Annotated in this window: 16 protein-coding genes; 12 read left to right on the top strand and 4 right to left on the bottom strand. The window is 36.1% G+C overall.

Annotation, left to right across the window (positions count from 1 at the left end; all coding sequences use genetic code 11):
• Positions 1–22: 22 nt before the first annotated feature.
• Positions 23–2164 (bottom strand): peptidylprolyl isomerase, encoded by a 2142-nt coding sequence (locus K0U91_RS07545; RefSeq protein WP_220178969.1) that lies wholly within the window; start codon positions 2162–2164, stop codon positions 23–25.
• Positions 2165–2420: 256 nt separating this feature from the next.
• On the opposite strand from K0U91_RS07545, the gene lon reads away from it, so the two are divergent.
• From lon to K0U91_RS07530, 3 genes are all read left to right on the top strand, one after another.
• The gene (lon, locus tag K0U91_RS07540; RefSeq protein ID WP_220178968.1) at positions 2421–4826 is read left to right on the top strand and encodes an endopeptidase La; all 2406 of its coding nucleotides are present in this window, start codon (positions 2421–2423) and stop codon (positions 4824–4826) included.
• A 77-nt stretch (positions 4827–4903) separates the two neighbouring features.
• Positions 4904–6016, top strand: a complete 1113-nt coding sequence (locus tag K0U91_RS07535; protein ID WP_219969682.1) for an AI-2E family transporter — start codon at positions 4904–4906, stop codon at positions 6014–6016.
• A 91-nt stretch (positions 6017–6107) separates the two neighbouring features.
• A complete protein-coding gene (locus tag K0U91_RS07530; RefSeq protein ID WP_219969683.1) occupies positions 6108–6485 on the top strand; it encodes a DoxX family protein in 378 nt (125 codons plus the stop codon).
• Between the two features lie 85 nt (positions 6486–6570).
• Here K0U91_RS07530 and K0U91_RS07525 read toward each other — a convergent pair whose 3' ends face one another.
• On the bottom strand, positions 6571–7929 hold the full coding sequence (locus tag K0U91_RS07525) for an acyl-CoA dehydrogenase family protein (protein WP_220178967.1): 1359 nt from the start codon (positions 7927–7929) through the stop codon (positions 6571–6573).
• A 201-nt stretch (positions 7930–8130) separates the two neighbouring features.
• Between K0U91_RS07525 and K0U91_RS07520 the strand changes: the two genes are divergently transcribed.
• The 9 genes from K0U91_RS07520 (at position 8131) to K0U91_RS07480 (ending at position 16938) form a co-directional block, all read left to right on the top strand.
• Positions 8131–9039, top strand: coding sequence for a DUF4349 domain-containing protein (locus K0U91_RS07520; RefSeq protein ID WP_220178966.1), 909 nt, complete (start codon positions 8131–8133; stop codon positions 9037–9039).
• A 247-nt stretch (positions 9040–9286) separates the two neighbouring features.
• Positions 9287–10927, top strand: coding sequence for a glucose-6-phosphate isomerase (pgi, locus tag K0U91_RS07515; RefSeq protein ID WP_220178965.1), 1641 nt, complete (start codon positions 9287–9289; stop codon positions 10925–10927).
• 5 nt (positions 10928–10932) lie between these two features.
• The gene (locus tag K0U91_RS07510) at positions 10933–11769 is read left to right on the top strand and encodes a class I SAM-dependent methyltransferase (protein WP_220178964.1); all 837 of its coding nucleotides are present in this window, start codon (positions 10933–10935) and stop codon (positions 11767–11769) included.
• A 17-nt stretch (positions 11770–11786) separates the two neighbouring features.
• On the top strand, positions 11787–12671 hold the full coding sequence (locus K0U91_RS07505) for a bifunctional 5,10-methylenetetrahydrofolate dehydrogenase/5,10-methenyltetrahydrofolate cyclohydrolase (RefSeq protein ID WP_219969688.1): 885 nt from the start codon (positions 11787–11789) through the stop codon (positions 12669–12671).
• Positions 12672–12677: 6 nt separating this feature from the next.
• Complete coding sequence (locus tag K0U91_RS07500) at positions 12678–13307, top strand: 7-carboxy-7-deazaguanine synthase QueE (protein ID WP_219969689.1); 630 nt, start codon at positions 12678–12680, stop codon at positions 13305–13307.
• Between the two features lie 39 nt (positions 13308–13346).
• Positions 13347–14717 (top strand): exopolysaccharide biosynthesis polyprenyl glycosylphosphotransferase, encoded by a 1371-nt coding sequence (locus K0U91_RS07495; RefSeq protein ID WP_220178963.1) that lies wholly within the window; start codon positions 13347–13349, stop codon positions 14715–14717.
• Between the two features lie 28 nt (positions 14718–14745).
• Complete coding sequence (locus K0U91_RS07490; protein ID WP_219969691.1) at positions 14746–15498, top strand: MlaE family ABC transporter permease; 753 nt, start codon at positions 14746–14748, stop codon at positions 15496–15498.
• Positions 15498–16316, top strand: coding sequence for an ABC transporter ATP-binding protein (locus tag K0U91_RS07485; protein WP_219969692.1), 819 nt, complete (start codon positions 15498–15500; stop codon positions 16314–16316). The genes K0U91_RS07490 and K0U91_RS07485 overlap by 1 nt, the downstream gene beginning before the upstream one ends.
• Positions 16300–16938: an outer membrane beta-barrel protein gene (locus tag K0U91_RS07480; protein WP_219969693.1), complete on the top strand. Its 639-nt coding sequence runs from the start codon at positions 16300–16302 to the stop codon at positions 16936–16938. Before K0U91_RS07485 ends, K0U91_RS07480 begins: the two co-directional genes overlap by 17 nt.
• A gap of 37 nt (positions 16939–16975) precedes the next feature.
• Here the strand turns inward: K0U91_RS07480 and K0U91_RS07475 are convergent, their stop codons facing one another.
• Together K0U91_RS07475 and K0U91_RS07470 are read right to left on the bottom strand one after the other, a co-directional pair.
• Positions 16976–17287: a hypothetical protein gene (locus K0U91_RS07475; protein ID WP_219969694.1), complete on the bottom strand. Its 312-nt coding sequence runs from the start codon at positions 17285–17287 to the stop codon at positions 16976–16978.
• Between the two features lie 38 nt (positions 17288–17325).
• A complete protein-coding gene (locus K0U91_RS07470; protein WP_219969695.1) occupies positions 17326–18129 on the bottom strand; it encodes a M48 family metallopeptidase in 804 nt (267 codons plus the stop codon).
• Positions 18130–18173 lie beyond the last annotated feature (44 nt).

Genomic DNA, 18173 nt, shown 5'->3' with positions numbered 1-18173 from the left:
TATATTATTGATATTAGATCACTTATTGCTGATTCCCCAGTTTGCTCCAGATTTCGATTCTGTAATCATCGATATCTGCATTATCCTGCAAGCTCTTTAACCAAGCCTGACCAAACATTCCTGCATTTCTCTGTGTAACAGATTCTGTAAATTGTTTGGCATCTCCCGGCTGCTTATTGATCGTTTCGTTCTTTTTCACTAAAACATATACTCCTGTCCCACCTTCGATTGGATTAGACACTACACCTTTTTTAACACCGAATGCAGCACCGGCAACCTTAGGCTCCATTGCACCCGCTACTGATGGGTTCAACATATTTACCTGTGCAGATTGTTTAGAAGTAGCAAAAGTTTTAGCAACCTGGTCCAGGCTCGCTGCCTTACCTATTTTATCAGAAATTTGCTTAGCTGCTTTTTTATTAACTACGATTGTTTCAATTTGATCTCTTACAGATTCCGGATCAGCAAGGCCTCTTTCCTGTTTTCCGTTTAGGTAAACAACGATTTTATCGCCAGTTCCGTCAACAGTGAAAATTTCTGAATCTCCTTTTTCTCTTTTCTTATCAAAAGCCCACGCAATGATTTCACCATCTTTATCAGTTCCTAAACCTTGAAGCTGACCATCAAATCTCTTAGCAGATTTTGCGTTTGAGTATTGGTAGTTTGATTTTTTGGCAATATTCACAAAATCATTGAATGATTTACCCTGAACCTGCTGAATAAATCTTCTTGAGTTTTTATCAACTATAGCTTCAGTAGCTTCTGAAGGCTTAATAGATTTTACAAGGTGAGCTACTTTATAACCCATTGATCCTGCTTTTTTATCTTCAACGTTGATGATGTGGAAACCAAAACTTGTTTCAGTTAAACCTGTAGCTCCTTTAGCATTGTTTGCCAGGAAAGCTAAATATGGAGGAGCAAACTGACTCTGAGGCGTCGTCCAGCCAACACTACCATTTCTTTCAACGGCGTTTGGTTCATCAGATAATTTAAGACCTTCTGCAAATTTTGCAGGATTTCCTTTAATTACAGCCATTAAGCTGTCAGCAATTTTCTTTGCCTGTTCTTTAGATCTTGTTGCTGTAGATCTTTCAGCACCTTTATATGCAATTAAGATATGCTTAGATAATGTAGAATCTGACGCTTTTTTGTCGATCAGTTTAGAAACAACGTATAAATTCTGCTCTTTGTACGGACCAAAAGTCTGACCAATTGCAGCAGTTTCAATTTGTCCTTTTATTCCTTGAGGCATTTGATTAGCCGGAACATATTGGTTATTGAAAGGAATATCAGAATTTGCCATTACAAACATAGAATCGTTTGTAGTGTTGATAAAGTTCTCTTTTCCGTTACTTTCGTCTGTACCTACTGAGAATATTTTTGTGATCTCTTTCTGCACTGCAGCATCATCTGCCGCACTCGGCAGAGAAGGGAAAAACACAACACCAAGATTTCTGCTCGGTTCTGTTTTGAACATCACAGGGTGCTTACTGATGTAATCTGATAAATCTTGAGTAGTCGCTTTAATTTTATTTTTTTGAATATAAGAAGCATAATCAACTTTCACAAAATCGATATCAGCAAGCTGATCTCTTTCTTTCATCAATTCTTCAGCTTCTTTCTTACCTGTAGTGATACCTGCAGAAACATTAGCAAAAACCTGTCTTGCCATGATTCTGTATTCAATCGTTTTTCTGGTTTTCAGCCATTGATTGTATCCTTCAGGGTTTGTATTCTGTAAAGTCTCAATTTCTTTCTTCAATTCCTGAAGTTTGAAATTGCCTTTTTCGTCAAAAAGCTGTTGGTTCTGAGCAAACATCTGATCAAACTGAATCTGATTCCAGAACAAATCGTCTGTCATTTCAAATCCCATTTTTTCAAACTGCTGCTTTACAAGTTTCGATTGTACAAGCAATTGCCAAGCCTGTTCTTCAAGTCCATTTTTTGGCTGTTGCTGCTGCTCAGCTTGCTGCTGTAGTACGAAAAGCTGGTCATTATACTCCTCACGGGTAATTTTTTCACCATTTACTTTCCCTAAAACATCAGGATTTTTTCCAAAAACTTTATCGAGACTTTCCGGGTTTACCAAAAACGCTAACAGCGCCAGTGCGATCATTCCCATCAAAAGCCAAGGTCTACTCCTAATTTGTCCTAAAATTGCCATTTTATAAATATAGTTTTATATCAGTGTGCGAAAATACACATTTTTAAGAAATTACAGAAATATAAGACGTTTTTTTAATTTTTAAAATTTTTTACCTCATGATATGGAAATTTTGACCGTATTTTTTACTAAAAAACAAATGGCATAGGTATTGTCAAAACTACGTACACATTATATGTAAAGCTTTTATTAAACATATTTTGATTTATCCTTTAACGATTAAAACTATAAATGACAATTTGTCATTTAACTTATTATGACAGAATTTGAAGATATAAATTTTGATGAAATCTTAGGCAACGGATTTGATATTGTAGCCGAAGAGATTAATCTTTCTGATATTGACGAAAGCGCAAAAAACTCTGAGCAAATCATTTTCCCGATACTTCCGGTAAGAAATATGGTGATGTTTCCCAACGTGGTTATCCCGATTACTGCAGGAAGAAAAACGTCTATACAGCTTCTTGAAGAGGCGCAGCAAAACGGCGATTTCATTGGAATAGTAAGCCAGAAAAACTCTGATATTGAGCAACCGGCAGAAAAAGATTTTTACCAGATCGGTACCTTAGCCAAGATTATAAAGATTATTAAACTTCCTGAAGGAAACGTTACAGCAATTACCAAGGGCTTTCATCGATTTAAAATAAAAAAAATTACCGACAGCCAGCCTTATTTTAAAGCAGAAATCACAAGACTCAAAGATACTAAGGCAAAAAATAAGGAGGAATATGAGGCTTTACTGGAAAATGTAAAAGATTTAGCCTTAAAAATAATTGATCTAGATCCAAACATTCCGAATGCAGCTAATTTTGCAATCAAAAACATCAACAATAATGATGATTTACTGAATTTTATCTGTACGAATGCTAGTTTTCCTTATCTGGAGAAACAAAAACTCCTGGAAGAAAAAAGTTTGCTTGAAAGAGCCAAAAAGTGCTACGAAATGATGCACGAAGATTTCAGAAAGCTCGAGCTGAGAAATCAGATCCATCAAAAAACATCAAAAGATCTTGACAAGCAGCAAAGAGAATATTTTCTGAACCAACAGATCAGAACTATTCAGGATGAATTGGGTGGCGGTCCGGAAAGTGATGTAGAAGATTTATTAAAAAAAGGCAGCGAAAAAAAGTGGAAACCCGAAGTGGAAGAACATTTCCAGAAAGAAATCGGCAGGCTACAAAGACAAAACCCGAATTCTCCGGATTATAATGTTCAGAGAAACTATCTTGATTTTTTCACTGACCTTCCGTGGGAAACATTTACCAAAGACGTTTTCGATATAGAAAAAGCTGAAAAAGTTTTAGACAAAGCACATTTCGGTTTGGAAGATATCAAAAAAAGAATTTTAGAGCACATGGCTGTTCTGAAACTTAAAAACAACATGAAATCCCCTATTTTATTATTGGTAGGACCTCCGGGAGTTGGTAAAACTTCTCTAGGTAAATCTGTTGCCGATGCATTGGGAAGAAAATATGTTCGCGTCTCTCTGGGCGGGCTGCATGATGAAAGTGAAATCCGTGGTCACAGAAAAACGTACATCGGTGCGATGGCCGGAAGAATTCTTCAGTCCATTAAAAAATCGGGAACATCAAATCCTGTGATTGTTTTAGACGAAATCGACAAGGTAGGAAAAGGAATGCATGGCGATCCTAGTTCGGCTCTTCTTGAAGTTCTTGATCCTGAACAAAACAATGCTTTCTACGATAATTTCCTTGAAATGGGTTATGATTTGTCTAAAGTGATGTTTCTGGCAACCGCAAACTCGTTATCAACAATTCAGACTCCGCTTTTGGACAGAATGGAGATCATTCAGATTGCAGGATATACTTTGGAGGAAAAGATAGAGATCGCTAAAAGACATTTAATTAAAAAACAGCAGGAAGAAAACGGTTTAACGGCAAAATCTTTCAAACTAGGAAACGCTGAACTAAAACACATCATTGAAGCCCACACTTCTGAAAGCGGTGTGAGAACTTTAGAAAAAAGAATTGCAGGAATTGCAAGATGGGTAGCTCTGCAAACTGCTTTGGTGAGAGAATATGATGCTAAAATTTCTGTTGAAAAAGTAGACGAAATTCTGGGAGTTCCGAGACCGAAAAGTTTATCTGAATTGACAGATGTTCCCGGAGTAGTAACCGGATTAGCATGGACGAGCGTTGGCGGCGATATTTTATTTATCGAAAGCATCATCAGCAACGGAAAAGGCAACCTTACGATGACCGGAAATCTGGGAACAGTAATGAAAGAATCTGCAACGATTGCTCTGGAATATATTAAAGCCAAACATGAAGATTTAGGAATTACGGAAGATGATCTTGAAAAGAAAAACATCCATGTACACGTCCCTGAAGGCGCAACCCCGAAAGACGGTCCTTCTGCTGGAATAGCTATGCTAACCTCGATGGTTTCTACATTCAGAAATAAAAAAGTAAGACCTCATCTTGCAATGACCGGCGAGATTACTCTAAGAGGAAAAGTGCTTCCTGTAGGCGGAATTAAAGAAAAACTGCTTGCCGCAACTAGAGCCGGAATAAAAGAGGTGATCCTTTGTGAAGCCAACAGAAAAGACGTCGAAGAAATAAAACAGGATTATCTGAAAAATTTACAAGTCAATTACGTTAATTGGATGACCGAAGTTTTGGAACTGGCCATCGAAAAATAATTATTTAAGAATATATCTAAAAACCTCACCGATAAACGGTGAGGTTTTATTATTTTTATCCATCACATATTTTAATTATGAATTTTTTTAAACTTCCTTTCCTGCTTAAACTTGCGCTTGCAGTCGTCTCAATCATCGGAATAGGGTATCTTATAAAATTAGGACAGAGTATCCTGGCTCCTTTTTTCCTTGCTTTTTTGATGGCCATGCTTTTTTTGCCTATCGCAAATTTTCTGGAAAAAAAAATGAAATTTCCAAGGTCATTTTCTACCATTATTTCTGTAACGATGATGCTGGTAATGCTTACGGGGCTCATCTTTTTCTTCGGTTCCCAAATTTCGAGCTTCAGCAGAGATCTGCCTCATCTGACGAAACAGTTTAATATGGTATTTCATAACCTCCAAAGTTGGGTTTCGCATACTTTTAATGTGAAAATTGATGAGCAGCTTGATTATCTCGATCAGGGTTTGAACAAACTTTTGTCTTCTTCAGGAATAATTTTAGGATTTACTTTAGGAATATTTTCTTCAAGTTTAGGATTTTTAGCATTCTTCATTTTATTTTTCATCTTTATTTTAAATTACAGAAGGATCTTAAATAACTTCATCGTCAATGTATTCAATGAAAAGCATAAAACAAGCGTTCAGGAAGTCGTCTCTGAAGTAAGAGTGATGACAAAAAGATACATTATCGGTCTATGTCTTCAGGTATTAATTGTATCTGTTTTATCTACAACGGTACTTACCATTTTAGGGGTTAAATATGCGATACTTTTAGGTGTTCTGACCGGATTATTAAATGTAATTCCCTACATCGGAATCTGCATTTCACTTTTGATTTCGTGCTTCATTGCATTTGCTACCGGAACAGTTTCTACATGCGTTTATGTAGCAATAGGGTATGTTATCGTACATGTGATAGACGGAAATATTATTCTTCCGTTCGTTGTAGGTTCGAAAGTAAAAATCAATGCTTTATTTTCTTTTATCGGAATTCTTTTAGGTGAACATTTATGGGGAATTTCCGGAATGTTTCTCTGTATCCCTGCCATTGCGATTATAAAAATTATTTTTGAAAGAGTAGAAGGATTACGACCATGGGGAAACCTTCTGGGTGAGGATGAAAAGCCAAACAAAAAGAAAAAGAGTTACAAAATTTCAAAGAATATCACTTTAAAAGAAATCGATTAGAATGTAGATAATCAATAATTTAAAATGAAAATTTATTGCAATTTTATCAGCGGGTCAAATTTTTATTTAAATTTGAAAAAAAATCGATATCATGAAAATTGTAAAATTTATTCTTAGCTTGCTTTTCGGATTAATGTTTATCAACTCCGGATTAAACAAATTTTTTAATTACATGCCGATGCCGAAACCAACACCTGAACAAATGAAGCTTTTTGCGGCATTTGAAGAGATCAGTTGGTTAATGCCTTTAGTGGGAGCGGTGGAAATTATCGGCGGACTGTTATTCATCTTTCCGAAAACTCGTGCTCTGGGAGCTATTGTGATTTTACCGGTCATGGTAGGAATTGTTCTCCATATGGTTACTATTGATAAATCTACACAGGGAATGGCAATTGCGGGAATTTTATTCCTTATCAATCTTTGGATGATTATAGACAATAAAGAAAAATACAGCGCTTTAGTGAAATAAAAAATGAGTGGTGAATTGTCAATCTGCTTTGCACGTCAAATTTAAATTCATATGCAAAGTAAAATCCACAATTCACCACTAACTTTTATACAAATGCACTGAAACCCGTAATGGATCTTCCGACAATCAGTGAGTTGATTTCTTTCGTTCCTTCGTAAGAATAAATTGCCTCTGCGTCAGCTACAAATCTGGCGACATCATATTCAAGTAAAATCCCGTTTCCGCCGAGGACTTCTCTTGCTCTTGAAACAATATCGCGTGTTCTCATGGTACAGAAAACTTTCGCCAGAGACGCATGCTCATCAAGCAAAATTCCTTCATCCTGCATTTCAGACAATCTGAAAACCATCGTCTGCATGGCGGTGAGATTAGAAAGCATCTCAACCAGATGTCCCTGAATCATTTGAAAAGAAGCAATAGGTTTTCCGAACTGTTCTCTTTTCCGGGTGTAATCCAAAGCGCTTTCATAGGCACCTCTTGCGCATCCGGTCGCCATCCATGCAACGCCGGCTCTTGTCATTCTTAAAACTTTTGCGGTATCTTTAAATGAATTTGCGTATTGCAATCTGTCTTCTTCAGGTACCAAACAATCCTTTAATGTTATCAAACCGTTCTGAACGATTCTCAATGCCATTTTTCCTCTTATTTTTTCTACAGAATATCCCGGATTGTCTTTTTCTACAATAAAACCCTTCACTTCACCATCGTCTAAATCTCTTGCCCAGATAATGATGACATCTGCGAATGTAGCATTACCAATCCACTTTTTTTGTCCGTTCAAAAACCAGCCTTCGGGAGTTTTTCTGCAGGTCACCGTCAAGCCGCCTGCTGCTCCGGAACCTACTTCAGGCTCTGTCAAACCAAAAGCTCCTATTCTTTCAAATTTCTGCATTTGAGGAAGCCATTTTTGTTTCTGTTCTTCAGAACCACAAATATATATGGAGCCCATCGCCAAACCAGATTGCACTCCGAAAAAGGTGGCAATCGACGCATCAATTCTAGCCATTTCCATAGCAATCACTCCTTCCATGAGAAAGGGCATTCCTTTACAGCCATATCCTTCATACGTTACTCCACAAATATCAAGCTTTTGAAATTTTGAAATCAATTCATGAGGAAACTCATCCCGCAACCAATAATGATTAACCAGAGGTTTCACTTCTTTTTCCATAAATTCTCTCACTTTCTGCTGAATTTCTCTTTGTTCAGGCGTCAGTGTATGATAAATGTCGTAAAAATCTCCATCAACCGGCGGGAGCTCTTTTTTCTTTTTGTTCGGGTCAAGCATTTTCATCATTCCACTGAGCTGTTTATCATCCAGCTTAGAAAAATTCTCCATGAGTTTTGGTAGATTAACCTTTTGTGAGATCTCGCCCAGTTGATCAAAATCGATTGCTTTAAATAATTCTATGGCATTTCTGATTTTTGAAAAAGTTTTAGACATAATGAAATGGTTTTTATTTGTAAAATTTAAGCAAAAATCAATCCGAAATACCACACCAAACACAAACCCAATTTTACAAGTATTTGATTTAAAGATACATACGCCGTTATTTTATTTACAATTTTTTTACGTGAGTTTTTCAAACATTACAAACGGTTCAGACAGAACTTTGAAGTAAGCAAACATTTAAAAATCAATATTATGAAAACCTCTTACGTCAGATTATCAATTGCAGCAACACTTTTAATGGGTATTTATTCATGTAAAAAAGGAGAAGTTTCTTCATCCGATCTTGAAGCTTATGCTACAACAGATTCCGTAGCGACTATATCCGACAGTGTTTCTTCAGTAGCAACAATGAAAGTAGAAGACAAGCAATTTGTCAAAACCGCAAACGTCAACATGGAAGTAAAAGATGTGTATGATGCCACAATTTCGATGGAAAAATCTGTTCAGGAATTGGGCGGGTTTGTTACACACAGCAATTTGCACACCAATATTATTTCTGAAGAAACTTTTAATACGTCGGGCGAAGAAGCAATGCTTGTGAAAAAATATCAGACGGAGAACACCATGCAGGTAAGGGTTCCCACACAAAAACTTGGTGAACTTCTGATTCTAATCAACAATAAAAAACTTTTCCTGAATTCCCGAATGATCAATGCTGAAGATGTGACCGCAGACATCAAATACGCAGAGCTGGAAGGAAAAAGGATCAAAAAAACCAGCGAAAATATTTCTCAGCTCAAAACTAATAAAGACAAAGTGAATATGAGCAACGAAAATATGTCAGAAGAAAACCAACAACAATTGGCTAATATGGATGTGACTGATCATCTGAAATACAGCACTGTCGATATCTACATCAAAGAACCGAAACTTAGAATTGCAGAAATTGCAGTGAGCAATTCTCAAAGTATTGACAACAAATATAAATTCAATTTTGTATATGACATTAAAAACGCTTTTGTGGAGGGCTTTTATTTAATTCAGAAAATTCTTGTGGGGTTGGTTACTATTTGGCCTATTGTAATTATCGCAGGTCTCACCTTTTACTTTTACCGAAAAAATAAATCTAACAAGAAATCATTATCCATTAGCAAAGACTAAATCCGGCATCCTAACCTTTTGGTTATTCATATATATAATTATTGAACCTCTGCACCTTGTAGAGGTTTTCTTTTAATTTATTTAAATTGAAAGAATTCCGCGATTCTTTTAATTGCAGATGGATTTTTAACCATCAATTTCACCTCATTGTACGAAAAATCCGTAAATTTGCTGATTGAATTTAAATAAATATGATTTAGAGAATTAGTTTCAAAATAATTCTTAATCCTATAATCACTTCTGTTATATGTTATCAAAAACAAATCCTACACAAACCGATAGCTGGAAAGCACTTGACGAGCACTTTGAAAACACTGATTTTGAATTGAGAAGCCTTTTTCAATACAACACAAACCGTTTTGAAGAGTTTTCAGTTAAAAAAGAAAACTATCTGTTTGATTATTCTAAAAATCTGATTGACTTAAAAACAAAACAGCTTTTACTGAATTTAGCAGAAGAATGTCAGCTGAAAGATGCTATTTCTAAAATGTTTTCGGGAGATAAGATCAATGAAACAGAAGGAAGAGCAGTTTTACATACCGCTTTAAGGGATTTTTCCGATAACGAAATTTTGGTTGACGGCGAAAATATTAAACCTCAGATAAAAAGGGTGCTTGATCATATGAAATCTTTTTCTGAAAGCATTATTTCAGGAGATCACAAAGGGTTTAGCGGGAAACAAATTACTGATGTTGTAAATATCGGAATCGGAGGTTCAGATTTGGGACCCGTAATGGTAGTTTCGGCTCTGAAACATTTCAAAACAAGACTAGATGTTCATTTTGTATCCAATGTAGACGGTAATCATATTGCTGAAGTTTTAAAGAACTTAAATCCTGAAACCACTTTATTCATCATTGCATCCAAAACGTTTACGACACAGGAAACGATGACCAATGCCCGCTCTGCCAAAGACTGGTTCTTACAAGCCGGGAAACAGGAAGACGTAGCAAAGCATTTCGTAGCCTTATCTACTAATATAAAAGAAGTTAAAGAGTTTGGAATTGCAGAAGAAAATATCTTCGAATTCTGGGATTGGGTTGGCGGAAGATATTCTCTCTGGAGCGCAATTGGCTTAAGCATTGTGCTTTCTGTTGGGTATGAAAATTTCGAACAACTATTGAAAGGTGCTGAAAATACAGACCAGCATTTTAAAAATACAGATTTCTCAGAAAACGTTCCTGTTTTAATGGGATTGTTAGGAATCTGGTACCGTAATTTTTATGCGGCAACAACATATGCCATTTTACCTTATTCTCAATATTTAGACCGGTTTGCAGCATATCTTCAGCAAGGTGATATGGAAAGTAACGGTAAATGTGTAGACCGAAACGGCGAGTTTGTCGAATATGAAACCGGACCTATCATCTGGGGTGAACCTGGAACCAACGGACAACACGCTTTCTATCAGCTGATTCATCAGGGTACAGAACTGATTCCTGCTGATTTTATTGCGTACGCGAAAAGTCCTAACAAGCTTTCTGATCATCAGGATAAGCTTTTAGCTAACTTTTTCGCTCAGACTGAAGCATTGGCCTTCGGAAAAACGGAAGAAGAAGTGGAGGCAGAATTAAAAGCTGCAGGAAAATCTGATGACGAAATTGATTTCTTGATAAATTATAAAGTCTTCCACGGAAATACACCTACTAATTCAATTATGTTCAATGAATTAACTCCATTTTCACTAGGTCAGCTCATAGCTTTGTATGAGCACAAAATTTTTGTACAGGGTATAATCTGGAATATTTTCAGCTTTGACCAATTCGGTGTTGAATTAGGAAAGGTCTTAGCCAATAAGATCTTACCGGAATTAGAAAATACTGAGACCATCAGTACTCATGACAGTTCTACCAATGGATTGATTAATTATTATAAAAATTTCAAATAATTAAAATGATTAAACGAAATCTTTATTATAAGCTTTCTCCGGAATTTAGGTTTTATGCCAGGAAAATGTATTATTTTCCTGTAGATATTTTTGAGAAGATTATTGGAAATAGGGATAAGCTGACTCCACCCAAAGGAGATATTTTTATTGGTTCCGGAGATTTTAAAAAACAAGGAGAAAACCAGTTGCATTTGCTTAAAAAATATATCCATCTACAGCCAGGCGACAGTGTTTTAGATATTGGAAGCGGAATCGGCAGAACAGCAGTACCTCTCACTAAGTTTTTAAACCACCACGGAAAATATGAAGGTTTTGACGTAGTAAAAAAAGGTGTTGAATGGTGCAACAAAAACATACATAAAAGATTTCCGAATTTTAATTTTAAATATATTCCTCTCAATAATTCTTTATATAACTCGTACCAGACAAAATCGGGAAATTTTAAATTCCCCTATAATGATGATAGTTTTTACAAAGCATTTCTTTTTTCTGTTTTTACACACATGAAAATTGAAGATATTCAGAATTATTTAAACGAAATCCACAGAGTTCTTAAAGACGACGGATGGTGTTGCGCCACATTTTTCACCTACGATAAAAGTGATAATTTAGAAAATTTTCCCGGCTTTAAATTCCCTTTTTTACGGGAAGGATACCGTCTTTTGGATGAAAATCTTGAAGAAGCAAACATTGCCATTGAAAATGAAAAACTTTTGGAAATGATACATGCAAGCGGACTGGAGAAAGTAGATGAAATAAAAGGCTTTTGGAGTGATTTTTCCAGAAAACATCCTGACAGAGATTTTCAGGATATCATTATATTACAGAAAAAAAGTAAATAATATCTAATAAAAGTAAAATGGCAGAAATTCTTGACGGACTAAAAGTTTCCAAAGAAATAAAAGCAGAAATCAAGGTTGAAGTAGAAAGAATCCTTGAAAACAAGAGAAGAGCACCCCATTTGGTTGCAATCCTTGTAGGAAATAATGGGGCCAGTAAGGCTTATGTAAATGCTAAAGTAAAAGACTGTGAGGAAGTAGGATTTCAGTCGAGCTTGGTTAAATTTCCAAGTACGGTTTCAGAATCTGAATTGCTTGAGAAAATTGAGGAGCTTAATAAAGATAAATCTGTAGACGGCTTTATCGTACAGCTGCCTTTACCAGAACAGATTGATCAGGAAAAAATTATTTTGGCGATCGATCCCAGAAAAGATGTTGATGGTTTTCACCCGGAAAATTTTGGGAAAATGGCTTTGGAAATGGACACGTTTTTACCAGCCACTCCGTTTGGAATTTTAACTTTACTTGAAAGATATAATATTGAGACAAAAGGTAAAGACTGTGTCATCATAGGAAGAAGTAAAATTGTCGGAAGACCCATGAGTATTTTAATGGGAAGAAAAGATTTCCCGGGAAACTCAACGGTTACTCTTACACACTCTTACACCAAAGATATCGAAGAATACACAAAGAAAGCAGACATTGTAATTACCGCTTTAGGCGATCCTCACTTCTTAAAAGGTGAAATGATCAAAGACGGAGCAGTAATTGTGGATGTAGGTATTACAAGAGTAGACGACGATTCTCCTAAAGGATACTATCTGGCTGGTGACGTAGATTTTGACAGCTGCGCAGCAAAAGCAAGCTGGATAACGCCGGTACCTGGAGGAGTGGGTCCTATGACAAGAGCAATGTTGATGAAGAATACCATCATTGCCTACAAAACTTCAGTCTATAACGACTAATTGGAAATGGATTTAGTAGAAGATATATTATTAAAAGAAGGTAAAATGCTCCCGGTGATGGAGCATTTTTACACCATTCAGGGCGAAGGTGCTCATACCGGAAAAGCAGCGTATTTTATCAGATTGGGAGGTTGTGATGTCGGCTGCCATTGGTGTGATGTGAAAGAAAGCTGGGATCCTGCATTACATCCCCTTATTAATGCTGAAGAAATTGCAGAAACCGCCGCAAGACATTGTAAAATCGTTGTTTTGACGGGAGGTGAACCATTGATGTGGAATTTAGATATTTTAACTTCAAAACTAAAAGAATTAGGATGTACTGTACATATTGAGACTTCCGGAGCATATCCCATGAGCGGACAGTTGGATTGGATCACACTTTCTCCTAAGAAAACAGGACTTCCAAAAGAAGAAATCTATGCTAAAGCACACGAACTGAAAATGATTATTTTTAACAATAATGATTTAAAATTTGCTCAGGAGCAGGCTGCAAAAGTCTCAGAAAGCTGCAGGCTCTATCTTCAGAGTGAATGGAGCAAGCGTGAAGAAATATATCCGAAAATCACAGACTTTATTCTTGCTAACCCGCGCTGGCAGGCATCAGTTCAGACCCATAAATATCTTAATATTCCATAAAATTTTCTTAGATTAGCCTCTGTATCCTAAAAAAAGTAGATGCAAAGAATCAGATACTCCAGATATTTAAAATCGATTATCATATTGCTTGACCTTTTGGTGATTGCATGCGTATTTATATTCTTCTTTTTAAGCAGAAATCAAGATCTGATTCATGACCAAGATCTGTGGTCGCAAAACTTATTTTCCCTTTTGCTCCTGGTTTCTTTCTGGATACTTTTAAGCGGAAGAACAAAAATTTACAATATTGGCAGAAATCTCACCTATATTGTTTTTATAGAACGATTAATCATCCATTTTTTGATATTTATGATTGGTCTGGTGCTCATCAGAAAAGTCAGCAACAATCAGTTTTTCAGTTCAGAACTTACATGGCTCTCACTCTATTTCTTCTTTTTCATCGTCTTAACAAAATCATTGGTTTATTTTGGAATAAAATATCTTCGCTCATTGGGAATCAATCATAGAAATGTAATGTTCCTCTACGACGACGGTACAATGGAAGTTCTCAAAAAAATCATCAAAGAGAGAAAAGATTACGGTTATAAAATTTTTAATTATAATTCTTCGGAAATCGATTCTGACAGCCTTATAAAATTTTGGAAGTCAAACGGCATACATACATTATTCCTTCCCACAACAAATACTTTTTCAGACGATACAAGAGATGAAATTTTCAGGTTGGCAGAAGCTAACAAAGTACATATATCTCTTATTCCCAATATTTCGCAAAACGATTATCTGTTTTTTGACTTAGAATATATTGAGACACAGCCTGTTCTTAATCAGGCCAAATATCCTTTGGATTTTTATTCTACATTTCTGCTGAAGAGAACTTTTGACATTGTATTTTCAATATTGGTCTTAGTTTTGATTTGTTCATGGCTGTTTCCTATCATTGCTTTTTTAATTAAAAAAGACTCCAAGGGTCCTGTTTTTTTTGTTCAGAAAAGATATGGCTTTCATGAAGAGGTTTTCAATTGTATTAAATTTAGAACAATGATTGTGAATGATGAGTCGGCCACAAAAACGACGGGCAATAATGATTCAAGAATTACCAAACTTGGAAAGTTTTTGAGAAGAACAAGTCTTGACGAGATGCCTCAGTTTATCAATGTTTTGAAAGGTGAAATGTCTGTTGTAGGGCCAAGACCCCATATGTTGGCGGTTGACAATTATTACAAACCGAAAATTGGAAGGTACACTCTAAGAAGTTTAGCCAACCCCGGGATTACGGGTTTAGCACAGGTAAGTGGTTTACGTGGAGATTCGGGAAATGTGGAGGTAGAAATGAATAAACGGATACTCGCAGATGCGTTTTACGTCAGAAACTGGAGCTTTGTGCTGGATTTGGTTATCATTTTGAAAACCATTATATTGGTAATTAGAGGAGACAAAAACGCCAGATAAATAATAAAAAATAGTCTAATTTAGCAGAATGTTAAAAAAGTTTTTTACAGCCATCGGAGAATATATGATCCTCATTGGTAAATCTCTTCAGAAACCTCAAAAAATGAGGGTTTTTTGGAAGCTTTTTATGAGAGAGATTAATGATTTGGGAGTCAACTCATTTGGGTTGGTGATTTTCACGTCAATATTCGTAGGAGCAGTTGTTGCCATCCAGATGTTTAACAATTTTGATGCATCATCATTCCCGATTCCGCCTTCATTTGTAGGATATGCCACAAAAGCAGTTTTGGTACTTGAGTTCGCACCAACCATTATCAGTTTAATTTTAGCAGGAAAAGTAGGTTCATACATCGCTTCAACTATTGGTACCATGCGTGTTTCTGAGCAGATTGACGCTTTGGATATTATGGGAGTAAATTCACCGAACTTTTTGATCCTTCCGAAAATTTTAGCCTGTATGATTTTTAACCCCCTACTGATTGCAATCAGTATTGTTTTTGGTATTGCCGGTGGTTATTTAGCAGGTATTCTTACGGGTAATTGGACGACAGCAGATTATGTTTCCGGTATACAGATGTATATGCCCAATCTGTTTGTCATTTATGCTTTTACAAAAACAACTGTATTTGCATTCGTTATTGCTACAGTGCCATCTTATTTCGGATATTTCGTAAAAGGTGGTTCACTCGAAGTAGGTAGAGCAAGTACACAGGCCGTGGTTTGGACAATGGTTTTTATCATTATTTCCGAATTAATTTTAACACAATTAATATTAAGCTGATGATTGAGGTAAAAGATCTTAAAAAGAGTTTTGGTGATGTCGAAGTGCTTAAAGGAATCTCGACTACATTTGAAAAAGGAAAAACCAACCTTATTATTGGGCAAAGTGGTTCCGGAAAAACAGTTTTCCTTAAAAGTTTATTGAATGTTTATCAGCCTTCATCCGGAGAAATCTTATTTGACGGGAGGGATATCAATGTGATGAATCGTGAAGAAAAGCAGCAGCTGAGATCAGAAATCGGAACGTTATTTCAGGGAAGTGCATTGTTTGACTCATTAACCGTGGAAGAAAACATCATGTTTCCTCTGGATATGTTTACTAACCTGACCTTTAGAGAAAAGAAAAGAAGAGTTTTTGAAGTAATCGGAAGAGTACATTTAGATAAAGCCAACAGAAAATTTCCGTCTGAAATTTCAGGAGGTATGCAGAAACGTGTTGCCATTGCGAGAGCAATTGTAAACCACCCAAAATACCTGTTTTGTGATGAGCCCAATTCAGGCCTAGACCCGTATACATCAAATGTAATTGATGATTTGCTACTTGAAATCACTAAAGAATACAATACTACCACCATTATCAACACTCACGATATGAACTCGGTAATGACAATTGGCGAGAAAATTGTTTATTTAAGATTAGGGATTAAAGAATGGGAGGGTAATAAAGATATTCTGATCACTGCAGGAAATAAAAATCTGATTGATTTCGTTTATTCATCCGAATTATTTAAAGAATTAAGAGAGTATTTACTTGACAACAATAAGACTTCATTAGATAATACAATCACTAAAATTGACGACAATGAACAAGATAATTAGTATCGCATTAGTAAGCTTTTCAGTTTTTGCATCAGCGCAGATTTCTTTGGCAGCAAAGGCAAATGTTCTGATCCCGACAAGCTCAGCATCATGGAAAAATCTTAAAACTGCTGCTACCAATGCTGTAGAACAGGAAGGAAAAAATATTACCGGCTTTAATGCAGGTTTATCTTTAAAAATCGATTTACCAACAGCATTATATGTTATGCCTGAGATTTACTACACCAATTTCAGCAATGAGTTTACAGTAGCGAATGACGTAAATTCAGCTCAGACTACCATCAAAGCAAAAAGCAGCAGAATAGATATTCCTGTGTTGGTGGGTGTGAATGTTTTAGGAGATTTGCTAAGTGCTTATGCTGGTCCCGTAGGAAGCTTTAATCTGGCAAAAGGCGATAACTTCGGAGATTTTGTACAAAAGGTAGATGCTAAAGAGTTTACGGTTGGTTATCAGCTGGGTTTCCAAAGTGAAATTAAAAAAGTAATTCTTTCTGCAAAATATGAAGGTGCATTTTCAAAAGATCAGAGAAAATTCATCAATAATATTGCAGGATCGAGTCAGGAGATTGACTACGACAACAGATCAAGTCTTTTTATGCTTGGTGTAGGATATAAGTTTTAATTCTAATCTTACATAAATACAAATAAAAATCCTCAAATTAAATTTGAGGATTTTTATTTTGATATTCAAGCTCTGCTTCGCGTTGTGCAATAATTGCCGCTTGTTTTTCTAGTTCTTCTTTATCTTTCTGAAGTTGCTTAAATTCTTTTCTCTGCTGTTCAGCTTTAATCGCCGAGCCTTTGCTTACATAACCAATCATTCCACCAATGATAAGACCAATTCCGATTCCTGCCATTACTCCCATTACGTGAGAAATTTCAATTCTATTAACAGTAAAATCCGTTGTCAGATAAAAGAGCAAGGCTGATACTGCTAAAAGTATAAGTCCTGTTATTGAAATGCCTTTCATAAGATTGTATTTTGGTGATGAGTCTTAAACTATTTCAATTAAATTTTTCCTCCGGCAGCTTTATAATATGCCAAAGCCTGTGGCAAATCATTCTGAATTCCTTGTACTCTAGTTCCCGGACTTGGGTGGGTAGATAAAAACTCCGGCTGTCTTGCTCCTGACGATGATGCTTCCATTCTATTCCAGAAAGGTATAGCCTGTCTTGGGTCATAACCCGCCATTGACATTAGATATAAGCCCATTTTGTCGGCCTCAGATTCTTGATTTCTGCCATATTTCAACAATGCTACCTGCGAGCCAATAGGATATACAGTCTGGAAAATCGCTGCAGCTTTTTGATTTTTTATCGCCAAGCCAGATGCTGTACCCAACCCTTGTGCCACCATTGCCTGAGAAATTCTTTCGTTACCATGCCCAGCCAGAGCATGAGAAACTTCATGACCCATCACCACGGCTAATCCTGTATCGTCTTTGGTAATAGGTAAAATACCTGAATATACGGCAACTTTTCCACCAGGCATACACCAGGCGTTAATTTGCTTATCCTGCAAAAGGTTAAATTCCCATTTATAGTTTGCCAAATCGGCACTTCGCCCTATACTTGCGTAATATTTTTCGGCAGCATTCTTAATTCTGTTTCCAACATTTTTCACACTCTGGGCCTGTGATCCTGTAACAACTTTAGATTCAGTCAGAGTTTGTCTGTATTGCTGTAAAGCCATGGCTTCAATTTCAGAATTATTCGCAATCTGTAAAGAAGATCGCCCCGTTATAGGATTTGTCGTACATGCTGCAACTGCTAATGCTGTTGCTCCTATTCCTAAAAGATGTGTAATTTTCATTGTATTGCGTATTATAGTTTCAACCTTACAATATCTATTCCAAA

The organism is Chryseobacterium sp. LJ668, assembly GCF_019613955.1.
Taxonomy (GTDB): Bacteria; Bacteroidota; Bacteroidia; order Flavobacteriales; family Weeksellaceae; genus Chryseobacterium.
This window is presented reverse-complemented; position numbering and strand designations above follow the sequence as displayed.

Coding starts and splice junctions, on each gene's coding strand:
- K0U91_RS07545 (WP_220178969.1), bottom strand. CDS start 2,164: ATGGCAATTTTAGGACAAATTAGGAGTAGACCTTGGCTTTTGATGGGA.
- lon (WP_220178968.1), top strand. CDS start 2,421: ATGACAGAATTTGAAGATATAAATTTTGATGAAATCTTAGGCAACGGA.
- K0U91_RS07535 (WP_219969682.1), top strand. CDS start 4,904: ATGAATTTTTTTAAACTTCCTTTCCTGCTTAAACTTGCGCTTGCAGTC.
- K0U91_RS07530 (WP_219969683.1), top strand. CDS start 6,108: ATGAAAATTGTAAAATTTATTCTTAGCTTGCTTTTCGGATTAATGTTT.
- K0U91_RS07525 (WP_220178967.1), bottom strand. CDS start 7,929: ATGTCTAAAACTTTTTCAAAAATCAGAAATGCCATAGAATTATTTAAA.
- K0U91_RS07520 (WP_220178966.1), top strand. CDS start 8,131: ATGAAAACCTCTTACGTCAGATTATCAATTGCAGCAACACTTTTAATG.
- pgi (WP_220178965.1), top strand. CDS start 9,287: ATGTTATCAAAAACAAATCCTACACAAACCGATAGCTGGAAAGCACTT.
- K0U91_RS07510 (WP_220178964.1), top strand. CDS start 10,933: ATGATTAAACGAAATCTTTATTATAAGCTTTCTCCGGAATTTAGGTTT.
- K0U91_RS07505 (WP_219969688.1), top strand. CDS start 11,787: ATGGCAGAAATTCTTGACGGACTAAAAGTTTCCAAAGAAATAAAAGCA.
- K0U91_RS07500 (WP_219969689.1), top strand. CDS start 12,678: ATGGATTTAGTAGAAGATATATTATTAAAAGAAGGTAAAATGCTCCCG.
- K0U91_RS07495 (WP_220178963.1), top strand. CDS start 13,347: ATGCAAAGAATCAGATACTCCAGATATTTAAAATCGATTATCATATTG.
- K0U91_RS07490 (WP_219969691.1), top strand. CDS start 14,746: ATGTTAAAAAAGTTTTTTACAGCCATCGGAGAATATATGATCCTCATT.
- K0U91_RS07485 (WP_219969692.1), top strand. CDS start 15,498: ATGATTGAGGTAAAAGATCTTAAAAAGAGTTTTGGTGATGTCGAAGTG.
- K0U91_RS07480 (WP_219969693.1), top strand. CDS start 16,300: ATGAACAAGATAATTAGTATCGCATTAGTAAGCTTTTCAGTTTTTGCA.
- K0U91_RS07475 (WP_219969694.1), bottom strand. CDS start 17,287: ATGAAAGGCATTTCAATAACAGGACTTATACTTTTAGCAGTATCAGCC.
- K0U91_RS07470 (WP_219969695.1), bottom strand. CDS start 18,129: ATGAAAATTACACATCTTTTAGGAATAGGAGCAACAGCATTAGCAGTT.